This is a genomic window from uncultured Dysosmobacter sp. (assembly GCF_947631165.1).
Lineage (GTDB): Bacteria > Bacillota > Clostridia > Oscillospirales > Oscillospiraceae > Oscillibacter.
This window is the reverse complement of record NZ_CANRKH010000024.1, coordinates 1-24,518: the sequence shown is the minus strand read 5'-3', so window position 1 is coordinate 24,518 and position 24,518 is coordinate 1. Positions and strand designations below refer to the sequence as shown.

The window sequence follows — 24,518 nt, the reverse complement described above, 5'->3', positions numbered from 1 at the left end:
AGGAGCAAAAGCCCTTTTTCAACTGCGCTGACTATACCGGAAGCGCTCCGCTTCCGCTGATGGCGCTCCGCCGCGCCTCAGTACAGGGTAAATCCGCCATCATACCGCCGGGCATCCCTTTGAAAGGCTCTGGAGACCGCCTGTGCGCTGACAGCGCCGTCCCCATGGGACGCCAGAAAGACTGCCGGCTCCGCCGCTGTCCGGGCGGGTACGGCCCCCGTCTCTCTGCCTAGGACCGCCGCCTGCCGGACAGTCCCCGCGCCGTCGGCGCCGCGGCTGCGCTTCTGCCGTTCCCGGACTTCCATCGTGCGTTCTGTCCCTTTCGCCTCTGTACCGGCGGCTTGCCGCCGGTGCGCCATCTCCCGCCAGGGGCGCGCGGTGGTATCCGTCGGAGCCAAGGACAGCGCTTCATCCTCCGGCCGGTCCCAGGCCGCCCCACCGATCTCCGCTGGTCTCGGAGCCTCTGCCCGATCCGTGCCGCCGTGTCCGCCAACTTCCGCCGTCTCCTCCGGCTCTTCTCCGCGCCCGCCGATCATCAGCGCCGCCAAGGCTCTGTGCTGCCGCAGCAGCTCCTCCCATGCGTAATCCACCCTTTACTCCTTCCGCAGCGTGTCGAACCGGGCTTCGTCAAAGGCCGGATTTTCCCCGGCAGCGGGAGGCTGCCCCCCCGCCGCCAGCCGCCGCAGCAATCCTTCCATCTCCATGCCCGTCAGCTCCTCCAGCACCTGTTCCCCGTTCTCAAACACCGGCGCTCCCTGAAAAAAGCAGGTCTCCGCCAGCACCGCTCCGTTGCATCGGAGCGTCCGCTCCAGCGCGTCCTCGCCCGCCTCCCTGGCTTCGCGCCAAAGGGTCAGCAGCCGTCCGGCGGTCAGGGGCCGCAGCTCTTCGATCGCTCTCATGCCGTGGTCTCAATGCGCTTGGCAGCCACCACCGTCACCTTTTCCGCCACCATGGCGTTCAGATGGCCTTCTTCCTGGATTGCGCTCCACTGGCAGCCGCTGTAAATGATCTTCCTGTCCGGCTTGCAGATCACCAGGGAAAAATCCTGCAAATCGTAGAAGTTGATGCCATCGGACGCCGCCTCCTCGGTGGCGTACAGTCTGGTCAGCTCCAGGGTATACTGCTTCTGTCCCTCGATAGTGGCCACCGGCTCGCTCTCTCCAAAGGCCTCCACGCTTCTGGAGGACTTGCTGGCCCTGGCCGTATAGCTCTGGACCACCGCCACCTTTTTGCCCTCCAGCTCCAGATAGATATCCGCGCTGGTGGGAAATCCTCTCGCTTCCATAAGCCCCTCCTGTTAAACCGTGATATGCACGGTCAGATAGATCTGGTTCAGTCCATGGGCCACTGCAAAGCCGAACTCCACCAGGCACACCGTGGGGTCGTCGTCAGAGGCCCGCACCGTCACGTCGCCGTAGCCGTCGATGATCTCCGCCGCCAGCTTCTTCTCCAGCTCCACGATCACCTGAGAGCGGATGGCACTGCGCCCGCGGGCAGTGTTTTTCGCCCTGGCGAATTTGCTCCTCAGGGCTGTCCGCACCGCCGGGATGATGTCGTCCACGATGAGGATGGTGGTCAGCTCCCGCCAGGTGGTATCCGCTGCGCCGCCGGTCATGGTCCGGGTGGTAATGCCCCGCACCGGGGAGATCACGCCTCCCACGCTCTCCAGGGGCGTCACGCCGCCCCGTACCAGCAGATCCACGTCGTTGTCGCCGTAGTCCTCCCGCAGGCCGCCCAATCCCAAAAGCTCCGCGCCGTTCAGCGGGACCGCCGGATCCCGTCCGGCGGCGATGACTCCCGCCACAGCCGCCGCCGTGAACACGCCCGGCAAAGCTTCTCCCGCCGCATCCAGTCCGTCAGGTCCCACCAGCACCATCCGCTCGCTGTTCAGGGCCTTGGCTCGCTCCACCAGCTGGGCAGCAGAATCGCTGTTGCCCCCCACCACGGCGATGCGTTCTCTGCGGGCGGCGGAAGCTGTCTCCACCGCCGTTCTCAGCGCCTGCTGTACCGTCAGGTCCGCACTGTCGCACACCACCACCTGCATGTCCTTTTTCCCCAGGGCTTCAAAAGCCGCCTGGTAATCCGTCAGTCCGCCTTCCTCTGCAACCCGGACCGCCACCACTGTGGACGCTCCGTTGGCAAACAGCAGCCGCAGGATCGTGCTCATTCCCTGTGTGGTGTCCTCGCCGAAGATTGCTGCACCGGCGGCATATCCGGTCAGCGTCACCGCCTCGCCCACTGTACCCCGGACCGCCTTGGCCGCCACGCCCACGGTCCTGCCGCCCTGTCCGGCGGACACCACCGCCGACGCGTCATAGGACGAGTAGACCCCCGGTCTCTCATGCTTGCTCTCGTTCAATTTCGGATGACTCCTTTCAAAATAAAGTCCAAAAAGGTCTCGCCGTCCTCACCTGTCTGGGCAGTGAACACCGCCTGACACCGCAGCGCGCCCCGCCGCAGAAACATCCCGGTGCTTTTCTCCCAGGCAATGGCCTCCCAGCGCAGCTCCCCAGGCCGGATGCCGCTGGGCAGGCCGCTCAGCAGCACGGCGGAGGCCGTCTCACAGCCCGTTTCGCAGTCTGCAGCCCGCCCCGCCCGGATCTCCAGGCTGATATCGCCCTCCAGCTGCTTGCCGTATACCTCCCGCCAGATCCCGGCCGCCTCGTCATAGACCTCTCCCAGATAATCGCAGAATCCCACGGCCCTGCCCTCCGCCGCGCCCACGCTCACCGCCGCCACCGCGCCGGGATACCGCTCGGCCCGCTGGTCGGGAAAGGCCGCCAGCGCCGGAAGCCCGGCTGCTGCCAGAGCGGTAGTCACCGCGTCCCGCACCTGCGTCAATTCCTTCATGCCGTCTCCTTTTCCCGCTCCAGGGACGCCCACCAGTACAGCACTGTCCCACCGATAGCCCAGGCCCGGCAGCTCCGGACCCGAAACCTCATGCCGTTCCACGCCAGCGTGTCCCCTGTCTCCAGCTCCGCCGTGCCCAGATACAGCCACAGCCGCCCATCCAGCCATCCGATCCCAGGAAAGTCCTCCGCCGTCCGCTCATTCTGCACAGTCACCGGCTGCAAAAACGCCTGCGCCGTCCGCTGCTGCCGCTCCAGCGTCACCGTCTGGCCGTACCGCTCCAGCACGGCCTCGATCCATTTCTTCATCCCCGCACGCCTCGCAGGCTGATATCTCCAGCCTCCACATAGGGGGCCATCAGCCGCTCCGCCGCCTGCCGCAGGGCCAATCCTGTTCCTGCGGACGTTTCCCGCAGCCGGACGGACACCTGTCCCGCCGTAAAGGACTCCACGTCCTGTACCCCGCAGCCCACCGCCAGATCTGCCGCCGCAGTATAGGCCGCCGCGCAGCAAAAAGCGTCGCCGCAGTCCTCCGCCGTCACTCCCTGCCGCAGCCGCAGTCGCCACCGCTCCGCCGCCAGTGCGCACAGCGTTCCCAGCAGCGTCTCGTCCGCCTGTTCCCCGGCGATAGCTCGCGCCAGGATCTGGATACGCTCCTCCATATCACCCGCTCCTCTCCGCCTTTTCTCCGGCGGCGGGGCTTTCCGCCCCGCCGCTCATGTGGACCGCCGTCACACCGTCAGCACCTTGCTGGCCTCCGGGAACAGCTTGGCAAAGCCGGAGATGGAGGTGATGGCCGCCCGCTCCAGCTGGCGGTCGATCAGCTTGTCATACTCCACGGCGATCTCGCTGCCGCAGATCTGCTCCAGCGCGTAATTCTTATCCAGGCCGATGATGGTGCCCGCACCCAGGGCGCTGGTGCGCAGCAGCTTGGCGCCCAGGGGATTGCTCAGCGCGCCGGTACCTTGGAAATTCAGCCCCGTCAAGGGATTCTGGAATTCCGGCAGCTTCAGCATGGCCAGCATCATGTCGCCGCTCACCAGCAGGGTGTTCATTGAATAGGGGTCAAACTGGCTCCAGAAGTCCAGCAGCGCCTCATAGCTCAGCGCGCCCTTGGTGCCGGAGATGGGCTTGGTCCCTATCGCATACTTCACCGCGGCGTTGTCGTTGCCGTCACCGTCCTGGATCACCTTCACCGCGTCCTCCAGATGCATCCGGCCAATGTACGCGCCGATCTGCCGCAGCGTCACGGAAAACAGATCCAGCCGCTGAAAGCGGATGGCCTCATAGGAAGCCACCAGCATGCGGCCCCGCTTGTGCAGGCGCACCAGGTTTTCCTGGGTCTGAATAGTGGTCTGGGGGATCTCGGCGCCCTCCTCGACCCGCAGCAGCCGCTTCTTGTCCTCGCCGGGCACTGAAGCGATAGAGCGGTAGTCCATGCCGTCGAATCGAGTCACCGTAGCGGTGATCTCCGGCAGGATGCTGCCCTCCTCCATGCCCTGGCGAACCACCCGGGACACGAACTCCGGGAACAGCACGGCAGAATCCGTGGTATGGAAGAACTTCTCCACCATGTCGCTGCCCGGTCCCTTCACCCTGATGTCAAATCGCTTCAGCTGACGCTGGAAGGCATCCAGCCCCTCCAGGGCTGTCCCCTTGTAGTGCTCGCTGGGATCCAGCTCCTCCAGCGTCTGGGCAAAGGTGCGGCCGCTGCGGCCATACATGCCCTTCTCCAGCTTGACGGTCTCAAAATGATATGCCACCTTTTCTCCTCCTCACAATTCTTTCCGGCCCTGTGTCACAGCGCAAAGGTCACAGTGCCGCCGCTCTCGTCCACATCCACCACCAGATAGGTCCGTCCGGCGGCGTCCGCCTGTACGCCGCCCTGGCCATTGGCGGACAGTCCGCTCCAGCCCACCGCGGGCGCCGTGCCGGTATATCCGGCGGTCACCATGCCGCCCAGCGCCACGGCGCAGGCGATGCCATCCCTGCCTACGGACAGCACCTGCCCGCAGAAGCTGTCACCGGCGGCGCAGCCGCTCACCACGCCGCTGCCGCTGACCTTCACCATTTGGCCTTCGGCCGTCTGACTGCAGGCAAAGGTCGCCGCCCACTGGCCGATCCCCTCGTAAGAAACCTTCATCTTTGTCCTCCTTCTATGTTGTTGTCCCTCTTTGCGGATTACCAGCCAAACACAGCTGCATTCCTTGCCCCGGGCAGCGCCGCCGTGTTTTGACCCGTCTCCGTGTCAGACAAGGAACACCGTTTCATCGCCCCGCGCCTCTGCGGGCCTTGCCCGCAGCTGGGGCGCCGCCGGGAACCGCCGGGCGGCCTGGGCCCCATAGGCCCGCTTCAGCTCCAGCAGCTCCGGCTCCTCCAGCCGGTCCGCCGCCTTGGCGAACACATGGCCGTCCAGGCCGTCATCCGCCAGCATGGCCAGACGAACCACCTCCCGCCGCAGCTCCGTCAGATATCTCCGTCCCAGGGCCGCCTGTTTTTCCAGCACCGCCATGTCGCCTCGCTCCTGGCCGAATCGTTTCAGGATCCCTGCCCCCCGCTGGGCAGGCACTGCCACAAAGGACCACTCATAGGCGTCCACCGGGTCCCGCAGCTCCGTGAAACACATCCGCCCGTCGTATATCTGTCCCTTGACGTGCTGGCAGCTTCCGGCCTCCGCGCCGCAGATGGAACACACGCTCCGCCCCATACTGACACCCACACTCACCTCTTTTTTGATGCCGCCCTCGATCTCAGCGATCAGCTCCCGGTTCTTCTCTGTCCGCAGCAGATAGGCCCAGCCCTTCAGCCAGCAATACGCATCCCCCGCCGCCGTCGTCACAGCCGGTTCCTGCACCACCTCAGTCCGATAGAGGCGGGCCGTCTGCCCCTGAGCGGACCACTGGTGGTCAAATATGCCGCTCTTGCCCAAAAACAGCTCTCCCAGCCGCTCCATGGCCGCCGTGTCGAACCGTTCCAGATCCCGGTCTACCTCGTTGTCACACAGCCGCACGGAAAAGGCATATACCTGCTCCGCCGTCAGCTCCGTCTTGGCGAACCGGTTGATATCTGCCAGCTCTTCCCGGATATCCATTACACGCACCCCTTCTCAATTCCATATTTCATCTTGTAAGCTTTTCCGCCCCGCCGGGGCCTCTTTCACCGCTGTTTCTCCATGGCGTCGTTTTCCAATCTTAGCCTTCTCGCCTGCTCCTGATAAAGCGCCGCTTTGGCCTCCTCCACCTGGTCCTGCAAATTGATGTCGTCCCAGACGATCTCAAAGCCGCAGGTAAATCCATGCATCCGCAGCCACAGCCTGCATATCCGCTCCAGCACTGGTGTCAGGCCCCGGCGGATGGCGGTGATCTCCGTGGTCAGCAGGTCCGCCTGCTGGGCGCTCATCCGCTCAGTAGAACTCCAGCTCAGGCCCAGCATAAAGGGCGGGATGCCGGTCTTTGCCACGATCTGTTCCATGATCTGCCGCACCGGCACCTGGCTGTCCAGGATGGGTGCGTCGCCGCCGATGACCCGGATATCCACGCCGCCCACGGCCACAAAGTCCCGCACACTGCCATTTCGGGTCTCCCGCATGGCCCGGGACCACTCCTCCGCCAGCTGGCGGCTCCGCTCTGCCGCGCTCACGCCGTCGCCGCCCTGGCAGGTCACGGAAAACCGCACATTGCCGCACCGCTCCCAGTTGACGCCCACGGTGTTGTAGATTTTCATCAGGATATCCGCCAAAAAGGGCAGCGACCGCAGCATGGATACGCCGTAGGGGCTTCCCGTCTCCGGGTTGAGGGGCGTAAACAGCAGCAGCTCCTGATAGGGCAGCGCCGCCATCCGCCCCTGCTCATCGGGTCCGCAAATGGTAAAGGTCAGGGGTGTCTCCCTCTCTTGGATCTCAATATCCTCCACTCTGCCGCACAGCAGCGCCCCGATGTCCCGGTTTCCCGCCGCCGGCACGATCTCGCCCACCGCCCGGCCGCACACCAGCAGGGAGTCCACATAGCTGTCCAGAAAGGCGTTGACGCCAAACTGTCCCCGTCCCACCGGCACTGTCCGCAAAAATTCCCGCAGCGCCGTCTCCGCCGCCGGGTCTCCGCAGCTTGCCGTCACGCCGCCCACCATGCGGATGATCTTGCAGACAGCGGCGTCCACCACCGGCACCGCCTCCCGGACAGCCCGGTAAAGCCGTGTCTCTCCATTCCGCAGCGGCACATAGTCCCCCAGCATCCCAAAGGGATGGTGCTCACAGTCACGCAGCTGCACCGCCGCCGGAAGCGCCGCCTCCTTCTCCTTCTTGAACCACTTCACCTTCATGCTCCCTCCCATCATTTTCCGCTGCTCCGCTCGCTCATGGCCGCCGTTCTACCGCTACTGCCGCGAAGCCGCTCCGCTCGCCCCTCACCACATCCACCGCGAAATATCTCATCTCATCCATGGCGTGGTCATGCTCCTTCCGGGGCGAATCCCTTCCGTGCTCCTCATCCCAGCAGTAGAGGCTCATCTCCCGCAGGCAGTCTCCGCAGCTTCGGCAGATCACGATCCTCCCCGTCCGCAGCAGATCCGCTGTGATCCGGATGCCGTCCGTCACGGCATTGTCCGCCTTTACCACAGGAAAGCCCCGCCGCCGCAGGACTTCGATGAAGCTGGCCGCCGACGGGTCCACGATGACCCGCCGGATGGTCCGGCCCTCCGCCAGCCGTTCCAGTTCGTCGGCATACTCTCCGTCGGTCCGCTGCGCACCCTCCCGGCGGGAATCGTAGTAGTACTCCTTGACCCGGTACCAGACGCCGTCCTTCCGTCCCCAAAGGCCAAAGGAAGCCGGATTCACCGTGCCATAATCCACCGAGATCCGCCATTCCTGAAACGGCCCCGCCGGCGCTTCCGCCGCGTCTCGCTCCGGGTCAAAGAAGTCATATACCAGTCCCTGGGCGGCGGTCCACTCTCCCAGCACGAACCGCCGGTAAAACACGCCGGAATACGCCCGCTGGTATCTGGCCCGGATGCGGTCCGTCAGCGCCGGATTGTCCTCCATGGTGAAGTGCAGATGCAGCGCCCGCCGCTCCTTCGCCTTCAGGATCCACTCCCGGTAAAACCAGTGCTGCGGCCCCTCCGGGTTGCAGTTGAACCACAGCCGGCTCCCCGGCACGCTGCACCGGGCAATGGCCTGCTCCACAAAGGACCGGGGCATCAGCGCCGCCTCGTCCAGCAGGACTCCCGCCAGAGTGCTGCCCTGGATCAGCGACGCGCTGGATTCGTCCCGGCCGCCAAAGAGCAGAAACTGGTTCTCATGACCCATGTACCGCACCACTATCACATTTTCCGCCCGCCGCTCTCTCACCGTCATGCCCAACCGCCGCAGGTGTGGAATCAGCTCCGTCAACAGGTTTCTCCGCAGAGCGCCGATGGTCTTGCCGCACAGACCGAACTGCCTGCCGGTAAACACGGTCTGCGCCCATATGAAAAAGGACATCCCCATGGAAAAAGTCTTTCCGCTGCGGATCGCTCCGTCGCAGATGATGGCCTCCCACCGTTCCAGCTTCCACCAGGACATCACCCACATCTGCTTGTCGGAAAAGCCTGCCATCTCATTCATCGTCCCAATGGTCCCCCATGCGCCCAGCCGCTTCCTCCAAGGCCCGGCAAAGCTCCTCCGCGCCGCCGCCCCGCTCCTCCAGCAGCCCCCACAGGGTCTCCAGCGCCCGCACCCGGTCCACCAGCTTCACCTCCACGCCCTTTTCCGTCACCTTGAATTCCGCCACGGCGGACAGCTCCAGCTTCTCCGCCTCCACTGCGTCAGGTGCCAGCGCCAGCCGCACTGCGTCGTTGGCCCGCCCAAAGGCCAGCTGTGCCAGCCGCCGGATCACGTCCTCCCGCCGCACCTGCTCCGCCGCGCTGGTCCGCATCTCATCCAGGGCTGTCCGCACCGCGCCGCTCCCCAATGCTCTGTATCCGTCCCGCCGTCCACTCTCCGCCGCCGCCTGCTCTGCGTCCATGGTGCGGAGAAACGCCTGGCAGAATGACCGTCTCCGTTCGCTCAAAACCTACGCTCCTTTCCTCGTTCCACACGTTCCTCCCGCGCCCCCGGTTTTGCCCTCCGCCGTGCAATGCTCCAAAATTATTCGAAAAAAACGCGCCGGCTGACCGCCAGCGCGCCTCCTCCCGATCCATATCTGAATATGCCGCATATGCCGCCGTTCAGCCGCCGTCAATAATTTTAGCGGCAAATTAACAGTTCGTCTGGTATACTATTCACGAACAGCGGATCATCTGCTATAATATTCTCAGGGGACAAAGGGCAATGGGCCTGCCGGCGGCCGGGATCAACACCGCCGACCGCTCAAAGTGCTTCGAAAAGCCGCCCCTTGTTTACTGAAGATCCCCGTGTCCGATCCCCCCAAGGAAAGGAGCCTGCCGCTTTGCGTTCTTCCAAATTTTCCCTCTCCCGCCTGCTTCCCTTTTCCGGGCGGGATCTGCTGATCACCGGCGTCATCATGTCCTGCGCGGTAGGGCTGTGCATCCTGCTCCGCATGTTGGACAGCGTGGAGGGCTTTGCCTCCCCTGTTTTCGTGCTGGCGGTGCTGCTGATCTCCCGCCTGACCACCGGCTATCTCTTCGGTCTTATCGCCTCGGTGCTGGGCGTTATCTGCGTCAACTTCATCTTTACCTTCCCCTATTGGGCCTTTGACCTCACCATTTCCGGTTATCCGCTGACTTTCTTCACCTTTCTCATGGTCTCCATCATCACCAGCACCCTCACCACCCAGTCCAAGCAGAGGGACCGTCTGCGGGCGGAGAACGAGAAGGAAAAAATGCGGGCCAATCTGCTCCGCTCCGTCTCCCACGATATCCGGACTCCCCTCACCTCCATCATAGGTGCCACCTCCGCTCTGCTGGAAAATCCCGGTCTCTCCACCGCGGAGCAGCGGGAACTGCTGGAGGATGCCCGGGATGACGCCCAGTGGCTGATCCAGGTGGTGGAGAACCTGCTGTCTATCACCCGCATCGGCGACGAGCAGGCCCACATCACCAAGGGCCCTGAGGCCGCCGAGGAGGTCATCGCCGGCGTGATCCCCAAATTCCGCCGCCGTTACCCCCAGCTCACCGTTTCCGTCGAGGTGCCGGACACGCTGCTGCTGGTCCCCATGGACCCCATCCTGATCAGCCAAGTCCTCTCCAACCTGCTGGAAAATGCCGCCATCCATGGCAAGACCGCCACTCACGTCCATCTGTCGGTCCAGCCGGAGGGAAATTTTGCCCGCTTTTCCGTGCGGGACAACGGGGCGGGCATCCCGGAAAAGGTCCTGCCGACCCTGTTTGACGGGACTCTCAAGCACAACGAGACCTCCTCCGGCGACGGCAAGCGCAACATGGGCCTCGGCCTGTCGGTGTGCCTGGCCATCGTCCGCGCCCACGGCGGCACGCTGGAGGCTCAAAACCTGCCGGAAGGCGCGGAATTCTCCTTCACCCTGCCCCTGGAAGGATGACCCGGCTCACACTGCCCCGCCGCATAGTATTTCATCATTAGGAGGCTCTGCCATGAACATTCGTGAAAAGATCCTTGTGGTGGAAGATGAAAAAAGCATCTCCCACTTCATTTCCACTGTGCTCAACAACAACGGATACGAGACCATGCAGGCCCGCTCCGGCAGTGAGGCCCAGTCCATGATCTCCTCGCACTGTCCGGACCTGATCATTCTGGACCTGGGCCTGCCCGATATGGACGGTCTGGACATTCTCCGCCAGCTGCGGGAGTGGTCCAGCCTTCCGGTGGTAGTGGTCTCCGCCCGCTCCCACGAGCGGGACAAGGTGACGGCCCTGGACCTGGGAGCCGACGACTATCTCACCAAGCCCTTCGGCACTGCTGAGCTGCTTGCCCGGGTCCGCACCGCCATCCGCCATACCCGCACCGCCAGCGGCAACGATGAGATCGCCCAAAAGGGCACCTACACCGTGGGAGACCTGACCATCGATTACAATAAGCACCAGGCCCTGGTCCGGGGCGAGAACGTCAAACTGACCCTCAGCGAATTCCGCATCGTGGCCCTCCTGGGCAAATACGCCGGCAAGGTCCTGACCTATGATTTTATCATCAAGGAGTTGTGGGGGCCCCGCGCCGGCGGCGACAACCAGATCCTCCGGGTCAACATGGCCAATATCCGCCGCAAGATCGAAAAGAATCCCGCCGAACCGGAATACCTTTTTACCGAAGTGGGCGTGGGCTATCGCCTGGCGGAAGGCGGCTGATCCATACATAACACAGCGGCCGGACCTTCTCAGGTCCGGCCGCTCCATATTCCAAGCGCTTCCTTAACTATCTCTTCTCTCCGCCTATCCCCGTGTGATGATCAGCCCTGCTACCACGCCAGCCACCGCCGCCACCGCTGGAACGCGGCTCCGCCAAAGCTCCTCCGCCTCCGGCAGCAGCTCGCCGAACACCACATACAGCATAGCCCCGGCGGCAAAGCTCAATGTTGTCGTCAGCGCCAGGGGTCCCATAGTCCCCAGGCCATACCCCAGCGCCGCCCCAAGCACTGTGGGCACTCCCGCCAGGGCGGCCAGCGCGGCGGCCCACCTCCGCTTTCGGCCTCCGGCCACCAGGGGCGCCGCCACCGCCATTCCCTCCGGGACGTTATGCAGTCCGATGACCGCAGCCATGGCCCAGCCACCGCCGCCTCCGGCGAAGGACGCTCCGATGGCCATTCCCTCCGGCAGGTTGTGCAGGGCGATAGCCGCCCCCATCACCAGTCCCGCCAGCAGCAGCCTGCTCTCCTGTCGCCGTCTTCGCTCCAGCAGATATCCCAGCCCTGCCGTCACGCCGTATCCCGCCAGGATGCCCGCCGCCACGGGAAACAGCCGTCCCGGCGCCGCAGCCTCTGCCAGCAGGTCGAAGCACACCACTGCCACCATGACCCCGGCGGCAAAGCTCAGCAGCAGGCTCACCGTCCGCTCAGACTCCCGCCGGAACAGCCCTCCGGCGACGCCGCCCAGTCCCGTGCCGCCTACGCCAGCCAGAAATGTGACCCAAAAGACCTCCCCCGCCATAAAGCGCCTCCCAACAAGCAAGGGCAGGAAGCCCCGCCGGCCTCCTGCCCGTTTTTTCTCCCTCGCGCGGATGTCCTATCCTATTCCGCCGTTCCGCGGGACAGAACACCGCCCGCTCCGCTCTTTTCCGTTACATACCGCTCCACATACCGCATAAAATTCCGTGTCACCGGGGAGGCGGTCCGCACCTGCGGCACTCCCATGCCCAGCACCCGCTCCTGGGACGGGTCCATGGGCAGCGCCGCGGCCCTGTGGCTGTAATTCCGCAGCAGCAGTTCCGACAGTATGGAGACCCCCAGCCCCTCCGTCACCATATTGATGATGGCATAATCGCTGCAGGCGGAAAATAGGATGTGGGGCCACCGCTCCAACTTGTTCAGGATGAACCGCACCTCGCCGTCATAATCCGGCATAGGCATGATGAACTCCTCCGCTGCCAGCTCCTCCAGAGCTACCGAGCGCTGTCCTGCCAGCCGGTGGCCCGGCGGCACCAAGGCAAGCATCCGGTCCCGGCACAGTGGGACCCACTCAAAATTCTTTCCTTCGCCGCCGGCATAGATGCACAGCTCCGCCTGCCGCTCCTCCATCAGCTTCTCAATGGCTCCGGAGCCCATCTCAATGATCTGGATCTCCACCTTGGGGTAATCCTTCTGAAAGTCCCGGATGATCTCAGGTAGCCAATAGGTAGCCACACTGGGATAAGCGGCGATGCGGATGCGTCCGGTGTCCGCCCCTTTGATCTTGGCGATATACTGCTCCAGCGTCTCGCTACTGTTCAGCAGCTGGCGGATCACCGGCAGCAGCATCTCACCCTCGCTGTTGGGCTGGATACCAGCGGAGGTCCGCACCATCAGGGAAAAGCCGATCTCCTCTTCCAGCGACTGCATCATGTGGCTGATGCCGGACTGGGTGTAGCCCAATTCCTCCGCCGCCTTGGACAGGCTCCCCAGCTCCACCGCCCGCACAAACGCCTCGAATTTCCGAATATTCATGGCGATCCCTCCCGGACCCACATTTCTCATCTATATCATATCTCATGCCCCCGATGAAGGCAAGCCATTTTTCGCATATCTCTTCCCCATTCCGCATAGAGTGGAGGAAACCGTCTCATACTATTCAGTCAAGGGGTGATCGTTCCATGATGATCCATGTGGTCCGCTCCGGCGAGACCGTCGCCTCCATCGCCGCCTACTATGGTGTGGACCCCGCCCGCCTGGCCGCCGACAACGCCGTTCCCTCCGGCGGCGCCCTGGCGGTGGGGCAAACGCTTGTGGTCCGTTTTCCCCGGCAGGTCCACGCCGTCCGTCCCGGCGACACGCTGTCCTCTATCGCCAATGTCTATGGCGTCACCGTCCGTCAGCTCTGGCGGAACAACTGGCAGTTGGGCGGCGGCACGGCTCTGGTCCCCGGCCAGGACCTGGTCGTCTCCTATTTTGACCAAAAGCTGGGGGCCGCCGCCTTCAACGGCTACGCCTATCCCTACATCGACAACGGCCTGCTGGCGGCTCAGCTGCCCTATCTCACCTATCTGGCCCCCTTCACCTACGGGCTCACCGCCTCCGGCGGCCTGCTGCCGCTGGAGGACGATGCCATGCTCTCCGCCGCTCGCCAGCGGGGCGTCCAGCCGGTGATGCACCTCTCCACCCTGACGGGATCCGGTCAGTTTGACGTGCGCCTTGCGGAGCTGGTCCTGACGGACGCCCCGCTGCAGGGCCAGCTGGTGGAGGAAGTGCTGCGGACTCTGCTCCAAAAGGGTTATGGCGGTCTGGACGTAGACTTTGAGTACCTCCCCGGTTATCTGGCCCAGGCCTACGCGGACTTCCTTGCCCGCCTCCAGCGGCTGCTCCACGCCCAAGGCCGCTTCCTCTGGGCGGCTCTGGCCCCCAAGACCTCCGCCACCCAGCCGGGCCTTCTGTATGAAGGCCACGACTACGCCGCTGTCTCCGCCGCCGTAGACAGCGTCCTTCTGATGACCTACGAATGGGGCTATACTGCCGGGCCGCCCATGGCCGTTGCCCCCCTGCCCAACGTCCGGGCAGTGCTGGATTACGCCGTTACGGAGATCCCAGCGGAAAAGATCTTCCTGGGCGTTCCCAACTATGGCTACGACTGGCCCCTTCCTTTTGTTCAGGGCGTCACCCGGGCGCAGTCCATCTCCAACCAGCGGGCCATCGAGCTGGCGGTGGAGCACAGCATCGCCATCCAGTACGACGAAACGGCCCAATCCCCCTTTTTCCACTATACCGACGCTGGCGGCACTGTCCACGAGGTCTGGTTCGAGGATGCCCGCAGCATGGCCGCCAAACTGCGTCTCATCGCGGAATACGGTTTCCGGGGCGCGGGCTTCTGGAACCTGATGCGCCCCTTCTCCCAGACCTGGCTGGTGCTGGATTCCCTGTACGATGTCGATTGATCGAAAATTTTTCGTGGGTTTTTGCTCTCCCGGTTGTATAATGAGATAAAAGGCACCAAAGGAGAGACCACCTATGAAGATCGATTTCCACCGCCTGTTGGCCGCCGTCCTGGCCGTTTTGACGCTTTTGGCCGCCTGGCTCCTGTACAAGGGGGACTTCTGGACGCTCCGCACAGAGGCGCAGAAGCTGGAGGCCATCCGCGAATATGCCTCCGCCGACGCGCCAAGCGACGGCAGTCTGCGCGCCGTTCTCCATCCGGTGCTCCTCCACGACAAAACGCTGGGTGACCGCCGCGTTCTCACCTTTACCGACAGTGAGATCGACGGCCTCCTGGGCTATATCCAGTTCCGCCGGGGCGCTTTGGGCGGCTGGCAGCCTCTGAACGCCTCCTACGGCGGAGGCGCAGCCCTGCGGAGCTTCACGCTGAAGGACCGGGATATTCGGATCGTCTTTGCCGCTGACTGTCCGCCGGAGATCGCCCATTACAAGGTCCAGGCCAATCTGGAAAACGACGGTACGCTGATGGCGGAAGGCGATGTGACAGAGCCAAGCTTTTTCCATGTCTACGAGACGGACCGGAATTATTTCCCGGACATCCACCTCTATGACGCCGACGGAAACGAATTGGACCACTGGACCTACCTGGCCTCCGACGATTCCGTCCCATCCCCCGGCATCGGTTCCGCCGAGATCAACATGGTCTACGTGTTCTGTGTGATGCTGCTGGGCCTGGGCTGGATCATTGCCAAATATTTTTGGGACGCCGGCGCTCCGCCGAAAAACAAACAGGAGACCGCCTGACCGGCGGTCTCTTTCCATGTTCGGCAGCTTTCCAGCCATGGGAGCGCTCTTCTTTTTCCCTCTGGTCCCACCGCGCCGCAGAGAGCAACTGCGATCCCAAGGTCTGCAAAACGGCAGCCTCGCTGTTGGACCGCCGGAAGGGACCTGCATAAAAAACGAAAGCCCGTGCCGATGGCACGGACCTTCGCTCAATCCTCTTCCGCCTTCCGCCTCACCATCCGGCACAGCGGAATGAGCACGCCGCCGCAGGTATTTCCGGCGGTCATCACCAGCATATAGAGCAGCGCCCTGCCGCCCCACACGTTGGCGGCGGAGAAATAGAACATGTTGGCCACACAGTGCTCAAAGCCACACAGAATGAACACCGTGACCCCCAGGAAAATGCCGATGTACTTCCCCACCTCATGGGGATTCTTCTGAAAGCCGTCCACCGCGATAAACATCAATATGTTGCAGAAAATCGATAATATGAAGATGGAGAGCAGGTTATCGTCCAGCTTTGCCTGACACATGGCCGCCGCTTTCTCCGTGATCCCGGCGATGCGGGTCAGCCGGATGCCGTAGCCCACCAGCCCGGTCCCCACCAGATTCCCCAGCCACACCGACAGTACAAAGCCCGTGTAGCTTCGAGGCCGCTCAAAGATATAGCCCACCTTTCCGGTGAACAGGTTGAAACCAAAGGTGCAAATGGCAAACAGGCCCAGGCAGAAAAACACTGCGCCCACCACCTTGTTCTCGCAGGAGAGGAACACTGTCCCCCCAATGCCGATGCAGATACCGCCCAAGACAGAATCCAAAAATGAAGCGATCCGCTTGTTCATGTGAAGTCCTCCTCTCATAGTCCATTTACGATCCGGTCAGGGCGCTGCCCAGCCATCAGTCGCCCCAGGTTTCCAAACAGCATTTGGTAGACTCGGTAAAACGACGTCTCGGTGATCCCCGCCTGATGGGGACACAGCACCAGCGTGTCCGGCATCTCCGCCGCCAGCCGCACCAGGGGATGGTCCGCCGGGACAGGCTCCGGGGCGTAGGCATCCAGCGCCGCTCCCGCCAGATGGCCGGAGCGCAGGGCCGCGCACAGCGCCTCGTCGTCGATGATGGCCCCCCGGGCGGTGTTCACCAAAAAGCTCCCGGGCTTCATCCGGGTCAAAAAATCCCGGTCCACCATATGGATGCTCTCCGCCGTGGCGGGCAGGTGCAGGCTCACGATGTCACACCGGGCCGTCAGCTCCTCCAGGGGCAGATACGCTGCCCCAAGGGCCTGCTCCACCGTCTCGTCCCGCCGATGACGGGCGTAATAATATACTTGGCTGCCGTTGGCCCGCAGCCGCTTCGCCGTGGCCTGGCCGATGGCTCCGAAGCCCACCAGCCCCACAGCGGCGGAGGCCAGGTCCCTCGGCACATTGCCTTCCAGTGTTCGCACCGCCTGGCCCTGCTGTCCGGCCCGCACCATCCGGTCGCCCCACAGGGTCCGGCGCAGCAGCATGGACATCATCATCACCGCCATCTCCGCCACTGGCCCGGCATTGCACCCGGCATTATTGCACACGTAAATGCCCCGCTTCCGGGCCGCCTCCAGGTCGATGCGGTCAAAGCCCACGCCCTCGCTGTGGATCATCTTCAAATTGGGCATCCGGGCGATCAGGCTCTCCCGGATCCAAGTCACCGGCAGCACAAACAGCGCTTCCGCATCGCCGCCGGCAGCCAGCCATTCCTCTTCTGGTGCCTCCCGGTCGCAGAAGATCAGCTCCGCCGCCTGGTAGGCCGGGTCCTCCTTGGGCGCAAAGCGCGCATACCGTCTTGGATCGCTCAGCGCAAGTACTTTCATGGTATCTTCCTCTTTTCTTCCAAATACATATCAGCCCAGTGCCAGCCCTGTGTGGGCCAGCGCCCGGAACAGGCAGGCGGACACCAGGCCCGTCACTGCCCCCGTCAGCAGGGATACCCCCAGCAACACCGGCAGATAATACAGAGGAGCTGTGTTTCCCAGCGTCAAAATGGCCGCCGCCACCTGGCCGCAGTTGTGGGCCGCCGCCCCGCCGATGGACACGCCGTATACAGAGAGTCCCCGCAGCCGGGACAAGCCGATCATCATCAGCATGGCGGCGGTGCCCCCCAGCAGGGAGAACAGCAGCGCACTCATATTTCCGGCAAACACCGCACCCAGCAGGCACCGCCCCAGCAGGATCAGCAGCGCCTGTCCCGGTCCCAGGGCGTACAGGGCAAACACCGTCACGATATTGGCCAGTCCCAGCTTCACGCCCGGCAGAGGAATGAGGACCGGAAAAAGGCCCTCCATATAGCTCAAAGCCAGCGCCATGCAGGTCAGTAAAGCGCACAGTGTCAATTGCTTCGTCGTCAGCTTCATACCAACTTCCTTATCCGATCACCACATCCGGGGCATTCCCGTCCACCGGCCCGCCGGTCAGTTGGATGATGATCCGTCCCGGCAGGCACACGATGCTCTGTCCGCTCCGGGTTATGGTCCCGGTGCGGACGCAGTCCTGCGTGGGGCAGTCCGCCTCCAGAACAGTGACCCCCTCCGGCCTGAATCCCACTGTCAGCGTATATCCGTTCCCGGAATAGTCCCGTTCTCCAACGGCTTCGTCTAATACAACACGCTCCACTTCCCGGCCGTCCACAGACACCACCGCCGTCAAGGTCTCCGCCGTGGTCTCCCGACCCCAGAGCATCAGGCCACAGCCCAGTGCCAGCAGCGCCACCGCCAGGACCACCAGGGCGTCCCAGGCGCCGGGCCGCAGCTTAGGAGACCGTCTCATAGGCATACCCGCTGGTCTCGTCTGGCGCGAAGCAGTCCGTCAGGCCGTCAGTTGACACCACCCGTCCATCTTCCGTCACCAGCACCAGCTCAAAGCCGGAGCCGCTGGTCCGCCAGAAGTCCAGAGCCTTTTCCTCCCCCATAACAAACAGCGCCGTGGACAGTGCGTCGCACAGGGTTCCATTGCTCTCGCCCTGTTCCCAGTCCGCCACCACAGTAACAGAGGTCAGCCCACTGTCCGCCGGACATCCCGTAGCCGGGTCGATGATGTGGTGATAAGTCTTGCCATCCTCTTCAAAATACCGCTGATAGCCGCCGGAAGTCACGGCAAAAGCGTTGGTCAGATTCAAAAAGCCTGCGTAACCATCGGCCACATCCACCCGGGCCGGGTCCTGGATGCCTATGCGCCAAGGCGTGCCGTCGGGCCGGTCGCCCCAGACCAGCACATTGCCCCCCAGGCTGATAGTGGCCCGGGGAATGTTGTTTTCCTCCAGGATCTTGGCGATCGCATCGGTGACATAGCCCTTGGCGATGCCGCCCAGGTCGATCTCCACGCCCTCGTCGTGGGACGCCGCCAAACTCTGCCCCTCAGACAGATGAAACTTGTCCCAGCCCACGTTTTTCAGCAGACCGTTCAGTTCCGTCCGGGAGGGGACACGGAAGCTGTCCTCCGTAAAGCCCCAGGCGGAGGACACCGGTGCCAGGGTACAGTCAAAGGTCCCATCCGTTATTTTGCTGTAAAGCTGTGCCGCCTCCAGCAGCGTCCGGGTATCCTCCGACACTGTCACCTCTTCCCCCGCCGGAGCGGCGTTCAGCCGAGATACGTCGCTGTCCGGCTCCGTCCGTGACAGCAATCCCTCCAACCGCCGCACTTCGTCCTCTGCCGCGTAGGCGGCGTGGGTGCTTTTCTCTCCATAAACACTGAAGATCATCACCGTATCCATGGCGATGACCTGGATGCTCTCCTGGGCTTCGTCCGGGTCGGCGGGCGTCATGGCGCAGCCGCTCAATCCCAGCGTCAGCGCCGCCATCAGGGCTGCCATCAAACGTTTCATATATCCTGCATCCCTCTTTCGTAAAAGTCGCATAATAAAGTAGTATATCATGTCTTTCTTTACTTCTCAATCCCCGATCCATCCGGAAATGAAAAACTTCAAAAAGCCTTCCCAGTTGCCCTTGCAAATGGAGGCAAAGTCTGCTATACTATTAAGGAATGTCGGCGCTTCTCTTTTTGCTGCCGGTCCTTCTACGAAATAAGAAACAACCCTGGAGGTCTTTATATATGCCAAAGAATCCCAAAAACGGTAGATCCAAGCCTGTCAAGCGGGACGAGCCTATGACCGGCACCATGAAGTTTTTCCTGGTCTGCTGTGTGGCAGAGCTGTATCTCCTGCTGATCCGCCGTTTCTATATCAACGCCGATTCCGAATTGCAGCGGATCGCCTGGTTTGATACGTATCTTTGGGTCCTGGCCGGCGCCGGGGCGGTCATCCTGGCCGTTGGCGTGGCGCTGAGCCTGCTGTGGCGGGCCGACAAGCGCAAACGGGTCCTGGGCTGGGGCGTGACCGGCGTGGGACTGTTCGCGGCAGCCGCCGCCCTTCTGGTCCGCTGGAACATGTCCACCCTGACCCTCCTGGTCGTGGTGGTCCCCGTGGTCATGCTGCTAGGCATTCTCTGGAGCCTGTATGACCGGGAGTGCGCCCTGTCCCTGACCATCCTGGGCGTCTCTCTCATCGTCCTGTGGGTCTGCCGCCGCGTGCTGAGCAGCGTATATCTGGGCCTTTATGTGAAGATCGCCGCCGCGGTCTACCTCGTTCTTCTGGCCGCCGTGGTCTATCTGACCAAAAACGGCAAGCTGGGCAGGCTGCTCCCCCCCAAGGCCGACCCCCTGCCCGTCTACGTGGCCTGCGGCCTCTCCATCGCAGCCATCGCCGTGGCCCTGGTCAGCAGCACCATCGCATACTACGCCATGTGGGCTTTGGCCATGGTGGTATTTGGACTGGCTGTGTACTACACGGTCAAACAGCTTTAACGATTGATTCCAAAAAACCGGGACCGTCTGTGACGGTCCCGGTTTTTCATGTTCAGCGGCAGCTCATTGCCAGTAAAGCCCCAGGGCCTTTTTGTGCGGCTCCGTAAAGGCCCCCAGTTTAATGTCCACGCCGATCTCAAAGGCCCGGTCCCAAGGAAAACGGTAGTTGGCCAGCTGGATGCCGCCCCAGCCAACTTCCTCATAGGGTTCCAGAGATGCGATCATATTGCTCCGTTCCAGATTGCGGATCACCTCTGCCGATGCGGCGGCCATGCCGCTCTCCAGCCGGGCCAGAATGGCCTCCCGGTCGATGTCCGGGACCCAGAAGTTGTTGGGGTCGCCCCCCAGGTCATTGCGGATATGGGCCAACAGGTCCTCCCGTACCACATGCTTATAGCAGAAGTCCTTGATGACGCTGTCCGCCAGGGTCCTGGCCCAAGCCCGGTCCATCGCGTCCGTGTTCGCCCCGCCCTTCAAAACGGCGTAGCGGGCAAGCCCGTGACTCAGCGCCGTGCCAGTGACAATGGCCATGTCCAAAAAACCGGCGTAGCTCAGCAGATATCCCAGTTCCGCCTCTTTTGTCAGTGCCTCCTGAAGGGCATTGCCATAAGCACCGTTGCTGGCATCGATCAGGATGACCGGCACATGCTGGTTCCGAAATGTCCCCAGCCACTCCACCAGGTTGGTGCATGCGTTCTTTTTGAATCTGTCCCTTTCCGCCTGGGTCAGTTTCGCCGCTTCCCAAGCTGCCGTATCCGGCTGGGTCAGCACCAGAAGCTCCACATCCGCCGCGCCGCTCCCGCCGGAGAGCTGATACGCGCCGAAAAAGTCCAAATGTTCCTCCACGATCTCCTTCAGCGGCTTGTAGTCATAATCGCAGGCAGGCTGGTCCTCCGTCCCGCCGTAGTAGGAAATGCCCACATGGACCGGCCTGTCCCCCCAGGCATTCTCCTCTAGATACAGCTTCGCCGCCGCCTTGAAGGCCAGGTCGTCCACACCGGACAGCAGGGCGTCCTCCTCCCTCAAACGGCTCCGCAGGTAGGCGATCTCGTTTTTCTGGATGGAATCCTCCTCGGAAGAATCATCGATGCCGATCAGCACATGGAAATTTTCCGCGCCGCTGTCCCGCACCAGTGATATCACCTCGTCCGCCAGGGCCAGCTTCCGCTGCCGGACAGTCAGATATTCCTCGACCTGCACCTCTGTCAGGCCGAACGCCGCCGGGTCCAGCTCCGTCCCGTCTCCACCCAGCCGGTAATCCGCTATGATATTCTCCACCGTCAGCGCCTGGCCGGTCAAAACGGGCCGCCCCTCCGCGCCGTAGGCCCGCAGGGCGTTGTATTCCTCCAGGGTCCCGCCTTCATAGCCCACGGTGGGGGCCAGCCGCATCACGCTGTCCAGCAGCCAGACCACATTGTTCTTGTCGGCGGCCAGGGCCGTCAGCAGCTCTTCGATCAGCTGGGAGGCCAAGACGGTCCCGCCTCCCGGCAGCTCCAGCGTATCCTCCGTCATGGCCCGGGAGCTGACCAGTCCCCCGGAGCAGAGCTGGTCCAGGGAGAGGATGTAGCGGTCACAGCCCTCCGCCTCCTGTTCCAGGACCCAGGTGAACAGAGACCATGGTTCTCCCCGCTGAAGGCTGTCAAAATTTCGGGGCTGCCCGTCCAGGCGGGTCTGATACAGCACCGCCTCCGGCATGGCCAAGGTATAGCCCAGGCTCTCTGCCAGATACACGACCCGCTCCACATTGTCCGGCCGGTCATCCAGGGGCACATAGGCGATCTCCGGCCCCTCCGCCGCAGGCTCTTCCGCCAGCGGCTCCGTCCGCTTTGCCCCGCATCCGGTCAGCAGCAGACAGGCCAGCATCGCCGCCAGCAGCTTGTTTCTCCTCATATGCCGCGCACCTCCTATCGGGCGTCTCTATCCCGTCTGTCAAAACAGCCCGCATGACACCATGTGGGCCGCTCTCTCCCTACCCACAAGCCCAGGGAAAGGGGCTAGGGGAAACCTGTGGTTTCCCCAGTTCTTCCGCAAAAAGCGGAAGAAGCAATTTTAATCATTTTCGCCAGGGCGCCCTCCAGAGGGGCCTCTCTTGCCCCTGTGGGGCAATTTACCTTCTGTACCCGGCGAAAATACTTTGACCCCAGCCGCCGGGGGCGGCGGCTCCAGTGACCAGTATCACTGGAGGGGGGATCTAAAGGGGGGACTCAGTCCCCACTTTAAAGTCCCAGGGAGCCCAGATTCAGTCCCCCGGTCACATTGTTCATGCTCTTCTCCATGGCCTCGCCCGCCTGGCGCAGCGCCTCGTTGACGGCGGATACCACCATGTCCTGCAGCATCTCCACGTCCTCCGGGTCCACAGCCTCTGGCTTGATGGTCACAGCCAGCACTTCCTTCTTACCGTTGACCTTGGCCTCCACGGCACCGCCTCCCACGCTGGCCGTAAACTCCTGGGCCTCCACATGCTCCTGGGCGGCGTTCATGGCCTCCTGCATCTCCATCAGCTTCTGCTGCATCTCCGCCTGCCGGGCCGCGCCGGACACCTTTCCGTTGGTAAAACCACGTCTTGCACTGTATCCCATGGTCCTGTTCTCCTTTACTTGATCTCAATGTTGTCAAACTGACTGCCGAATTTCAGCAGGTTTTTCAGATTTTCCTGGGGGGACGCCTTGGGCGGCTCCCCGATGCGGAACAGCAGCCGCACCGTCATCCCGGCGGCCCTGGCGGCCTCCTCACTGAGGGTGCCCCTAACCCGGTCGTTGTCCAGCCGGCCCAGCGTGATCTCGTCCGGCGCGTAGACTGTCAGGCAGTCTCCCTCCAGCACGCCGCCGCACAGATCCAGAAAGACCCGATACATCGGCGGCAGACGGCCCTTGCAGCTCTCCGCCAAGGCTCTCCACCAGCCGCCGTCTCCCGCCGGGGCCGTCCGAGGCGGGACCTGCTCCGGCGTTTTCGCCGCTTCTGTCTGCGGCAGCTCCTGAGGAATATCGAATACCTGCTCTCCGGGTTCCTCCGGTGCAGGCGGCTCTTCTTCAGGTATAGGCGGTTCCTCCGCCGCTTGAGGCAGAGACTCCTCCCAAGGCGGGCGGTCCCCGGCTCGCTGTGCTGGGGCGTCGCTTCGCGTCACTGCCTCCCGAACGATCTGTCCTCGGGCGGCGGCCTCCTCCAGCCGCTGGATGCGGCTCTCCAGCGCCGTAAGGTCGCCGGACAGGCTTTCGTCGCACAATCGGATCACGCACAGCTCCGCATCCGTCCGGCGGTTGGAGCTGTAATACATGTCCGCCGTCGCCTTCTGCAAGGTGGACGCCAGATATAAAAACCGTCCGCTGGACACGTCCTTGCCCAGCCGGTCCAGAGTTGCGGCGTCATAACCGCCGGACAGCAGCGCAGCGCCGCCCTCCGGTGCGGTCCGCCGCAGCAGCAGATCCCGCACCAGTGTGGACAGCTCGCCCAACACCGCGCCCACATCCTTGCCGCCGGTATACATCCGGTCCAGCAACAGCAGGGCCTCCTTGGCATTCCGCCGCAGGATGTGCTCCAGCATCTGCGCGGTCTGAAGATTCCCCGCCAGCCCCAACACCTCCAGCACGGCGGCGCTGTCAATAGCGCCGCCCGCTGCAGCGCACTGATCCAGCAGACTCAGGCCGTCCCGCAGAGCGCCGTCCGCCAACCGGGACAGGATCTCCGCCCCGTCCGGCCGCAGATCGATATTCTCCCGCTCCGCTACATACCGCAGCCGGGCTGCGATGTCCAGCGGCGTGATGCGCTTGAAGGAGAAGCGCTGGCACCTGGACAGGATCGTCGCCGGGACTTTGTGCAGCTCCGTGGTGGCCAAAATGAACATCAGATGCTCCGGCGGCTCCTCCAGGATCTTCAGCAGTGCGTTAAACGCCGGGGTCGACAGCATGTGGACCTCGTCCACGATGTAGACCCGTTTTTTCACATTGGCAGGGGAGTAAATGGCCTCGTCCCGCAGAGCGCGCACCTGGTCCACACCGTTGTTGGAGGCGGCGTCCAGCTCCAGCACGTCCAGAAAGCTTCCATTCTCGATACCCAGACAGGATGGACAGGCGCAGCAGGGATCTCCACCCACTGGATGCTCGCAGTTGACAGCCTTGGCCAGGATCTTGGCACAGGTGGTCTTGCCGGTGCCCCGGGTCCCGGTGAACAGGTAGGCGTGGGAAGTCCGGCCCTCGGACACCTGCTTTCGCAGGGTCTCCGTGATATGGGCCTGCCCAATGACATCGGAAAACACCTTGGGCCGCCATTTTCGATACAAGGCCTGATACATGCCGCCCCTCCTTGTACAAAGTCCTCCGCATGCAGCTACGGAACCGGCGCCCTCGCGGCACATGGAACATCCCGCTTAATGCTGCTCGGTTCCCCGCCTGACATGATTCGCAGGGTCCCATTGCGCGAGACCGGCTCCGCAGCTGTATGCGGAGGACTATTTGATTTGCCTATTTATTGTACTATATTCTTTTCCAATACGCAACTGAAAATTTTAATTTCTGAAAAATCAGACTGTAGGATTGTCAAACATATTGGACAGCGAAGTCAAGAGGAGAAAGCCAACGGAGAGGCCTCATAGGGAAGTTGTT

At 63.0% G+C, this 24,518-nt stretch carries 28 protein-coding genes and 1 other RNA gene; 5 read left to right on the top strand and 24 right to left on the bottom strand.

Annotated features, from left to right (window positions below; genetic code table 11):
* Positions 1–77: 77 nt before the first annotated feature.
* The 13 genes from Q0Z69_RS11650 to Q0Z69_RS11590 all read right to left on the bottom strand — a co-directional run bounded on the left by Q0Z69_RS11650 (position 78) and on the right by Q0Z69_RS11590 (position 8,890).
* Complete coding sequence (locus Q0Z69_RS11650; RefSeq protein WP_298033645.1) at positions 78–590, bottom strand: hypothetical protein; 513 nt, start codon at positions 588–590, stop codon at positions 78–80.
* A 3-nt stretch (positions 591–593) separates the two neighbouring features.
* The gene (locus tag Q0Z69_RS11645) at positions 594–899 is read right to left on the bottom strand and encodes a hypothetical protein (RefSeq protein WP_298033642.1); all 306 of its coding nucleotides are present in this window, start codon (positions 897–899) and stop codon (positions 594–596) included.
* Positions 896–1,285 carry a hypothetical protein gene (locus Q0Z69_RS11640; RefSeq protein WP_298033640.1) on the bottom strand — a complete coding sequence of 130 codons (390 nt, stop codon included), beginning with the start codon at positions 1,283–1,285 and terminating at the stop codon, positions 896–898. Before Q0Z69_RS11640 ends, Q0Z69_RS11645 begins: the two co-directional genes overlap by 4 nt.
* 12 nt (positions 1,286–1,297) lie before the next feature.
* Complete coding sequence (locus tag Q0Z69_RS11635) at positions 1,298–2,359, bottom strand: phage tail sheath C-terminal domain-containing protein (RefSeq protein WP_298033638.1); 1,062 nt, start codon at positions 2,357–2,359, stop codon at positions 1,298–1,300.
* Entirely contained in the window at positions 2,356–2,850 is a 495-nt protein-coding gene (locus tag Q0Z69_RS11630; RefSeq protein WP_298033635.1) for a hypothetical protein, read from the bottom strand. Before Q0Z69_RS11630 ends, Q0Z69_RS11635 begins: the two co-directional genes overlap by 4 nt.
* Positions 2,847–3,158, bottom strand: coding sequence for a hypothetical protein (locus Q0Z69_RS11625; RefSeq protein WP_298033632.1), 312 nt, complete (start codon positions 3,156–3,158; stop codon positions 2,847–2,849). The genes Q0Z69_RS11630 and Q0Z69_RS11625 overlap by 4 nt, the downstream gene beginning before the upstream one ends.
* Positions 3,155–3,511, bottom strand: a complete 357-nt coding sequence (locus tag Q0Z69_RS11620; RefSeq protein WP_298033629.1) for a hypothetical protein — start codon at positions 3,509–3,511, stop codon at positions 3,155–3,157. Before Q0Z69_RS11620 ends, Q0Z69_RS11625 begins: the two co-directional genes overlap by 4 nt.
* A 69-nt stretch (positions 3,512–3,580) precedes the next feature.
* Complete coding sequence (locus Q0Z69_RS11615) at positions 3,581–4,612, bottom strand: phage major capsid protein (RefSeq protein ID WP_298033626.1); 1,032 nt, start codon at positions 4,610–4,612, stop codon at positions 3,581–3,583.
* 35 nt (positions 4,613–4,647) lie between these two features.
* Entirely contained in the window at positions 4,648–4,992 is a 345-nt protein-coding gene (locus Q0Z69_RS11610; protein WP_298033623.1) for a hypothetical protein, read from the bottom strand.
* Between the two features lie 105 nt (positions 4,993–5,097).
* On the bottom strand, positions 5,098–5,940 hold the full coding sequence (locus Q0Z69_RS11605; protein WP_298033621.1) for a hypothetical protein: 843 nt from the start codon (positions 5,938–5,940) through the stop codon (positions 5,098–5,100).
* A 65-nt stretch (positions 5,941–6,005) separates the two neighbouring features.
* Positions 6,006–7,166, bottom strand: coding sequence for a serine/threonine protein phosphatase (locus Q0Z69_RS11600; RefSeq protein WP_298033619.1), 1,161 nt, complete (start codon positions 7,164–7,166; stop codon positions 6,006–6,008).
* A 34-nt stretch (positions 7,167–7,200) separates the two neighbouring features.
* Entirely contained in the window at positions 7,201–8,445 is a 1,245-nt protein-coding gene (locus Q0Z69_RS11595; RefSeq protein ID WP_298033617.1) for a PBSX family phage terminase large subunit, read from the bottom strand.
* A complete protein-coding gene (locus Q0Z69_RS11590; RefSeq protein ID WP_298033614.1) occupies positions 8,438–8,890 on the bottom strand; it encodes a terminase small subunit in 453 nt (150 codons plus the stop codon). Before Q0Z69_RS11590 ends, Q0Z69_RS11595 begins: the two co-directional genes overlap by 8 nt.
* Before the next feature lie 378 nt (positions 8,891–9,268).
* Between Q0Z69_RS11590 and Q0Z69_RS11585 the strand changes: the two genes are divergently transcribed.
* On the top strand, positions 9,269–10,336 hold the full coding sequence (locus Q0Z69_RS11585) for a DUF4118 domain-containing protein (protein WP_298033612.1): 1,068 nt from the start codon (positions 9,269–9,271) through the stop codon (positions 10,334–10,336).
* Between the two features lie 52 nt (positions 10,337–10,388).
* Positions 10,389–11,096, top strand: coding sequence for a response regulator (locus Q0Z69_RS11580; protein ID WP_298033609.1), 708 nt, complete (start codon positions 10,389–10,391; stop codon positions 11,094–11,096).
* Positions 11,097–11,180: 84 nt separating this feature from the next.
* On the opposite strand, the gene Q0Z69_RS11575 is transcribed toward Q0Z69_RS11580, so the two are convergent.
* Both Q0Z69_RS11575 and Q0Z69_RS11570 read right to left on the bottom strand, forming a co-directional pair.
* Positions 11,181–11,894 (bottom strand): ZIP family metal transporter, encoded by a 714-nt coding sequence (locus Q0Z69_RS11575; RefSeq protein ID WP_298033608.1) that lies wholly within the window; start codon positions 11,892–11,894, stop codon positions 11,181–11,183.
* Between the two features lie 80 nt (positions 11,895–11,974).
* On the bottom strand, positions 11,975–12,886 hold the full coding sequence (locus Q0Z69_RS11570; RefSeq protein ID WP_298033605.1) for a LysR family transcriptional regulator: 912 nt from the start codon (positions 12,884–12,886) through the stop codon (positions 11,975–11,977).
* 146 nt (positions 12,887–13,032) lie between these two features.
* On the opposite strand from Q0Z69_RS11570, the gene Q0Z69_RS11565 reads away from it, so the two are divergent.
* The gene (locus Q0Z69_RS11565; RefSeq protein WP_298033602.1) at positions 13,033–14,307 is read left to right on the top strand and encodes a LysM peptidoglycan-binding domain-containing protein; all 1,275 of its coding nucleotides are present in this window, start codon (positions 13,033–13,035) and stop codon (positions 14,305–14,307) included.
* A 73-nt stretch (positions 14,308–14,380) separates the two neighbouring features.
* Positions 14,381–15,109 (top strand): hypothetical protein, encoded by a 729-nt coding sequence (locus tag Q0Z69_RS11560; protein ID WP_298033598.1) that lies wholly within the window; start codon positions 14,381–14,383, stop codon positions 15,107–15,109.
* A 188-nt stretch (positions 15,110–15,297) separates the two neighbouring features.
* On the opposite strand, the gene Q0Z69_RS11555 is transcribed toward Q0Z69_RS11560, so the two are convergent.
* From Q0Z69_RS11555 to Q0Z69_RS11535, 5 genes are read right to left on the bottom strand one after another with little or no spacing between them, the layout of a single operon-like run.
* Entirely contained in the window at positions 15,298–15,930 is a 633-nt protein-coding gene (locus Q0Z69_RS11555; protein WP_298033595.1) for a formate/nitrite transporter family protein, read from the bottom strand.
* Positions 15,931–15,944: 14 nt separating this feature from the next.
* The gene (locus tag Q0Z69_RS11550) at positions 15,945–16,937 is read right to left on the bottom strand and encodes a 2-hydroxyacid dehydrogenase (RefSeq protein WP_298033592.1); all 993 of its coding nucleotides are present in this window, start codon (positions 16,935–16,937) and stop codon (positions 15,945–15,947) included.
* Between the two features lie 30 nt (positions 16,938–16,967).
* The gene (locus Q0Z69_RS11545; RefSeq protein WP_298033589.1) at positions 16,968–17,477 is read right to left on the bottom strand and encodes a Gx transporter family protein; all 510 of its coding nucleotides are present in this window, start codon (positions 17,475–17,477) and stop codon (positions 16,968–16,970) included.
* A 10-nt stretch (positions 17,478–17,487) separates the two neighbouring features.
* Positions 17,488–17,895, bottom strand: coding sequence for a NusG domain II-containing protein (locus Q0Z69_RS11540; RefSeq protein WP_298033586.1), 408 nt, complete (start codon positions 17,893–17,895; stop codon positions 17,488–17,490).
* Complete coding sequence (locus tag Q0Z69_RS11535; RefSeq protein ID WP_298033584.1) at positions 17,873–18,943, bottom strand: FAD:protein FMN transferase; 1,071 nt, start codon at positions 18,941–18,943, stop codon at positions 17,873–17,875. The genes Q0Z69_RS11540 and Q0Z69_RS11535 overlap by 23 nt, the downstream gene beginning before the upstream one ends.
* A 227-nt stretch (positions 18,944–19,170) precedes the next feature.
* On the opposite strand from Q0Z69_RS11535, the gene Q0Z69_RS11530 reads away from it, so the two are divergent.
* The gene (locus tag Q0Z69_RS11530) at positions 19,171–19,920 is read left to right on the top strand and encodes a hypothetical protein (RefSeq protein WP_298033581.1); all 750 of its coding nucleotides are present in this window, start codon (positions 19,171–19,173) and stop codon (positions 19,918–19,920) included.
* A 63-nt stretch (positions 19,921–19,983) separates the two neighbouring features.
* On the opposite strand, the gene Q0Z69_RS11525 is transcribed toward Q0Z69_RS11530, so the two are convergent.
* The 4 genes from Q0Z69_RS11525 to ffs form a co-directional block, all read right to left on the bottom strand.
* Positions 19,984–21,810 carry a DUF4127 family protein gene (locus Q0Z69_RS11525; RefSeq protein ID WP_298033578.1) on the bottom strand — a complete coding sequence of 609 codons (1,827 nt, stop codon included), beginning with the start codon at positions 21,808–21,810 and terminating at the stop codon, positions 19,984–19,986.
* Positions 21,811–22,136: 326 nt separating this feature from the next.
* Positions 22,137–22,499: a YbaB/EbfC family nucleoid-associated protein gene (locus Q0Z69_RS11520; protein ID WP_298033576.1), complete on the bottom strand. Its 363-nt coding sequence runs from the start codon at positions 22,497–22,499 to the stop codon at positions 22,137–22,139.
* A gap of 14 nt (positions 22,500–22,513) precedes the next feature.
* Entirely contained in the window at positions 22,514–24,208 is a 1,695-nt protein-coding gene (gene dnaX / locus Q0Z69_RS11515; RefSeq protein WP_298033573.1) for a DNA polymerase III subunit gamma/tau, read from the bottom strand.
* Between the two features lie 37 nt (positions 24,209–24,245).
* An RNA gene (ffs, locus tag Q0Z69_RS11510) (signal recognition particle sRNA small type) lies at positions 24,246–24,345 on the bottom strand.
* Positions 24,346–24,518 lie beyond the last annotated feature (173 nt).

What these genes read in the sequence shown, in the direction of transcription:
- Q0Z69_RS11550 (WP_298033592.1), bottom strand. Translation starts at nt 16,937, where the DNA reads ATGAAAGTACTTGCGCTGAGCGATCCAAGACGGTATGCGCGCTTTGCG.
- Q0Z69_RS11535 (WP_298033584.1), bottom strand. Translation starts at nt 18,943, where the DNA reads ATGAAACGTTTGATGGCAGCCCTGATGGCGGCGCTGACGCTGGGATTG.
- Q0Z69_RS11645 (WP_298033642.1), bottom strand. Translation starts at nt 899, where the DNA reads ATGAGAGCGATCGAAGAGCTGCGGCCCCTGACCGCCGGACGGCTGCTG.
- Q0Z69_RS11620 (WP_298033629.1), bottom strand. Translation starts at nt 3,511, where the DNA reads ATGGAGGAGCGTATCCAGATCCTGGCGCGAGCTATCGCCGGGGAACAG.
- dnaX (WP_298033573.1), bottom strand. Translation starts at nt 24,208, where the DNA reads ATGTATCAGGCCTTGTATCGAAAATGGCGGCCCAAGGTGTTTTCCGAT.
- Q0Z69_RS11520 (WP_298033576.1), bottom strand. Translation starts at nt 22,499, where the DNA reads ATGGGATACAGTGCAAGACGTGGTTTTACCAACGGAAAGGTGTCCGGC.
- Q0Z69_RS11600 (WP_298033619.1), bottom strand. Translation starts at nt 7,166, where the DNA reads ATGAAGGTGAAGTGGTTCAAGAAGGAGAAGGAGGCGGCGCTTCCGGCG.
- Q0Z69_RS11540 (WP_298033586.1), bottom strand. Translation starts at nt 17,895, where the DNA reads ATGCCTATGAGACGGTCTCCTAAGCTGCGGCCCGGCGCCTGGGACGCC.
- Q0Z69_RS11555 (WP_298033595.1), bottom strand. Translation starts at nt 15,930, where the DNA reads ATGAACAAGCGGATCGCTTCATTTTTGGATTCTGTCTTGGGCGGTATC.
- Q0Z69_RS11545 (WP_298033589.1), bottom strand. Translation starts at nt 17,477, where the DNA reads ATGAAGCTGACGACGAAGCAATTGACACTGTGCGCTTTACTGACCTGC.
- Q0Z69_RS11525 (WP_298033578.1), bottom strand. Translation starts at nt 21,810, where the DNA reads ATGAGGAGAAACAAGCTGCTGGCGGCGATGCTGGCCTGTCTGCTGCTG.
- Q0Z69_RS11580 (WP_298033609.1), top strand. Translation starts at nt 10,389, where the DNA reads ATGAACATTCGTGAAAAGATCCTTGTGGTGGAAGATGAAAAAAGCATC.
- Q0Z69_RS11630 (WP_298033635.1), bottom strand. Translation starts at nt 2,850, where the DNA reads ATGAAGGAATTGACGCAGGTGCGGGACGCGGTGACTACCGCTCTGGCA.
- Q0Z69_RS11610 (WP_298033623.1), bottom strand. Translation starts at nt 4,992, where the DNA reads ATGAAGGTTTCTTACGAGGGGATCGGCCAGTGGGCGGCGACCTTTGCC.
- Q0Z69_RS11595 (WP_298033617.1), bottom strand. Translation starts at nt 8,445, where the DNA reads ATGAATGAGATGGCAGGCTTTTCCGACAAGCAGATGTGGGTGATGTCC.
- Q0Z69_RS11575 (WP_298033608.1), bottom strand. Translation starts at nt 11,894, where the DNA reads ATGGCGGGGGAGGTCTTTTGGGTCACATTTCTGGCTGGCGTAGGCGGC.
- Q0Z69_RS11560 (WP_298033598.1), top strand. Translation starts at nt 14,381, where the DNA reads ATGAAGATCGATTTCCACCGCCTGTTGGCCGCCGTCCTGGCCGTTTTG.
- Q0Z69_RS11640 (WP_298033640.1), bottom strand. Translation starts at nt 1,285, where the DNA reads ATGGAAGCGAGAGGATTTCCCACCAGCGCGGATATCTATCTGGAGCTG.
- Q0Z69_RS11565 (WP_298033602.1), top strand. Translation starts at nt 13,033, where the DNA reads ATGATGATCCATGTGGTCCGCTCCGGCGAGACCGTCGCCTCCATCGCC.
- Q0Z69_RS11605 (WP_298033621.1), bottom strand. Translation starts at nt 5,940, where the DNA reads ATGGATATCCGGGAAGAGCTGGCAGATATCAACCGGTTCGCCAAGACG.
- Q0Z69_RS11530 (WP_298033581.1), top strand. Translation starts at nt 19,171, where the DNA reads ATGCCAAAGAATCCCAAAAACGGTAGATCCAAGCCTGTCAAGCGGGAC.
- Q0Z69_RS11625 (WP_298033632.1), bottom strand. Translation starts at nt 3,158, where the DNA reads ATGAAGAAATGGATCGAGGCCGTGCTGGAGCGGTACGGCCAGACGGTG.
- Q0Z69_RS11570 (WP_298033605.1), bottom strand. Translation starts at nt 12,886, where the DNA reads ATGAATATTCGGAAATTCGAGGCGTTTGTGCGGGCGGTGGAGCTGGGG.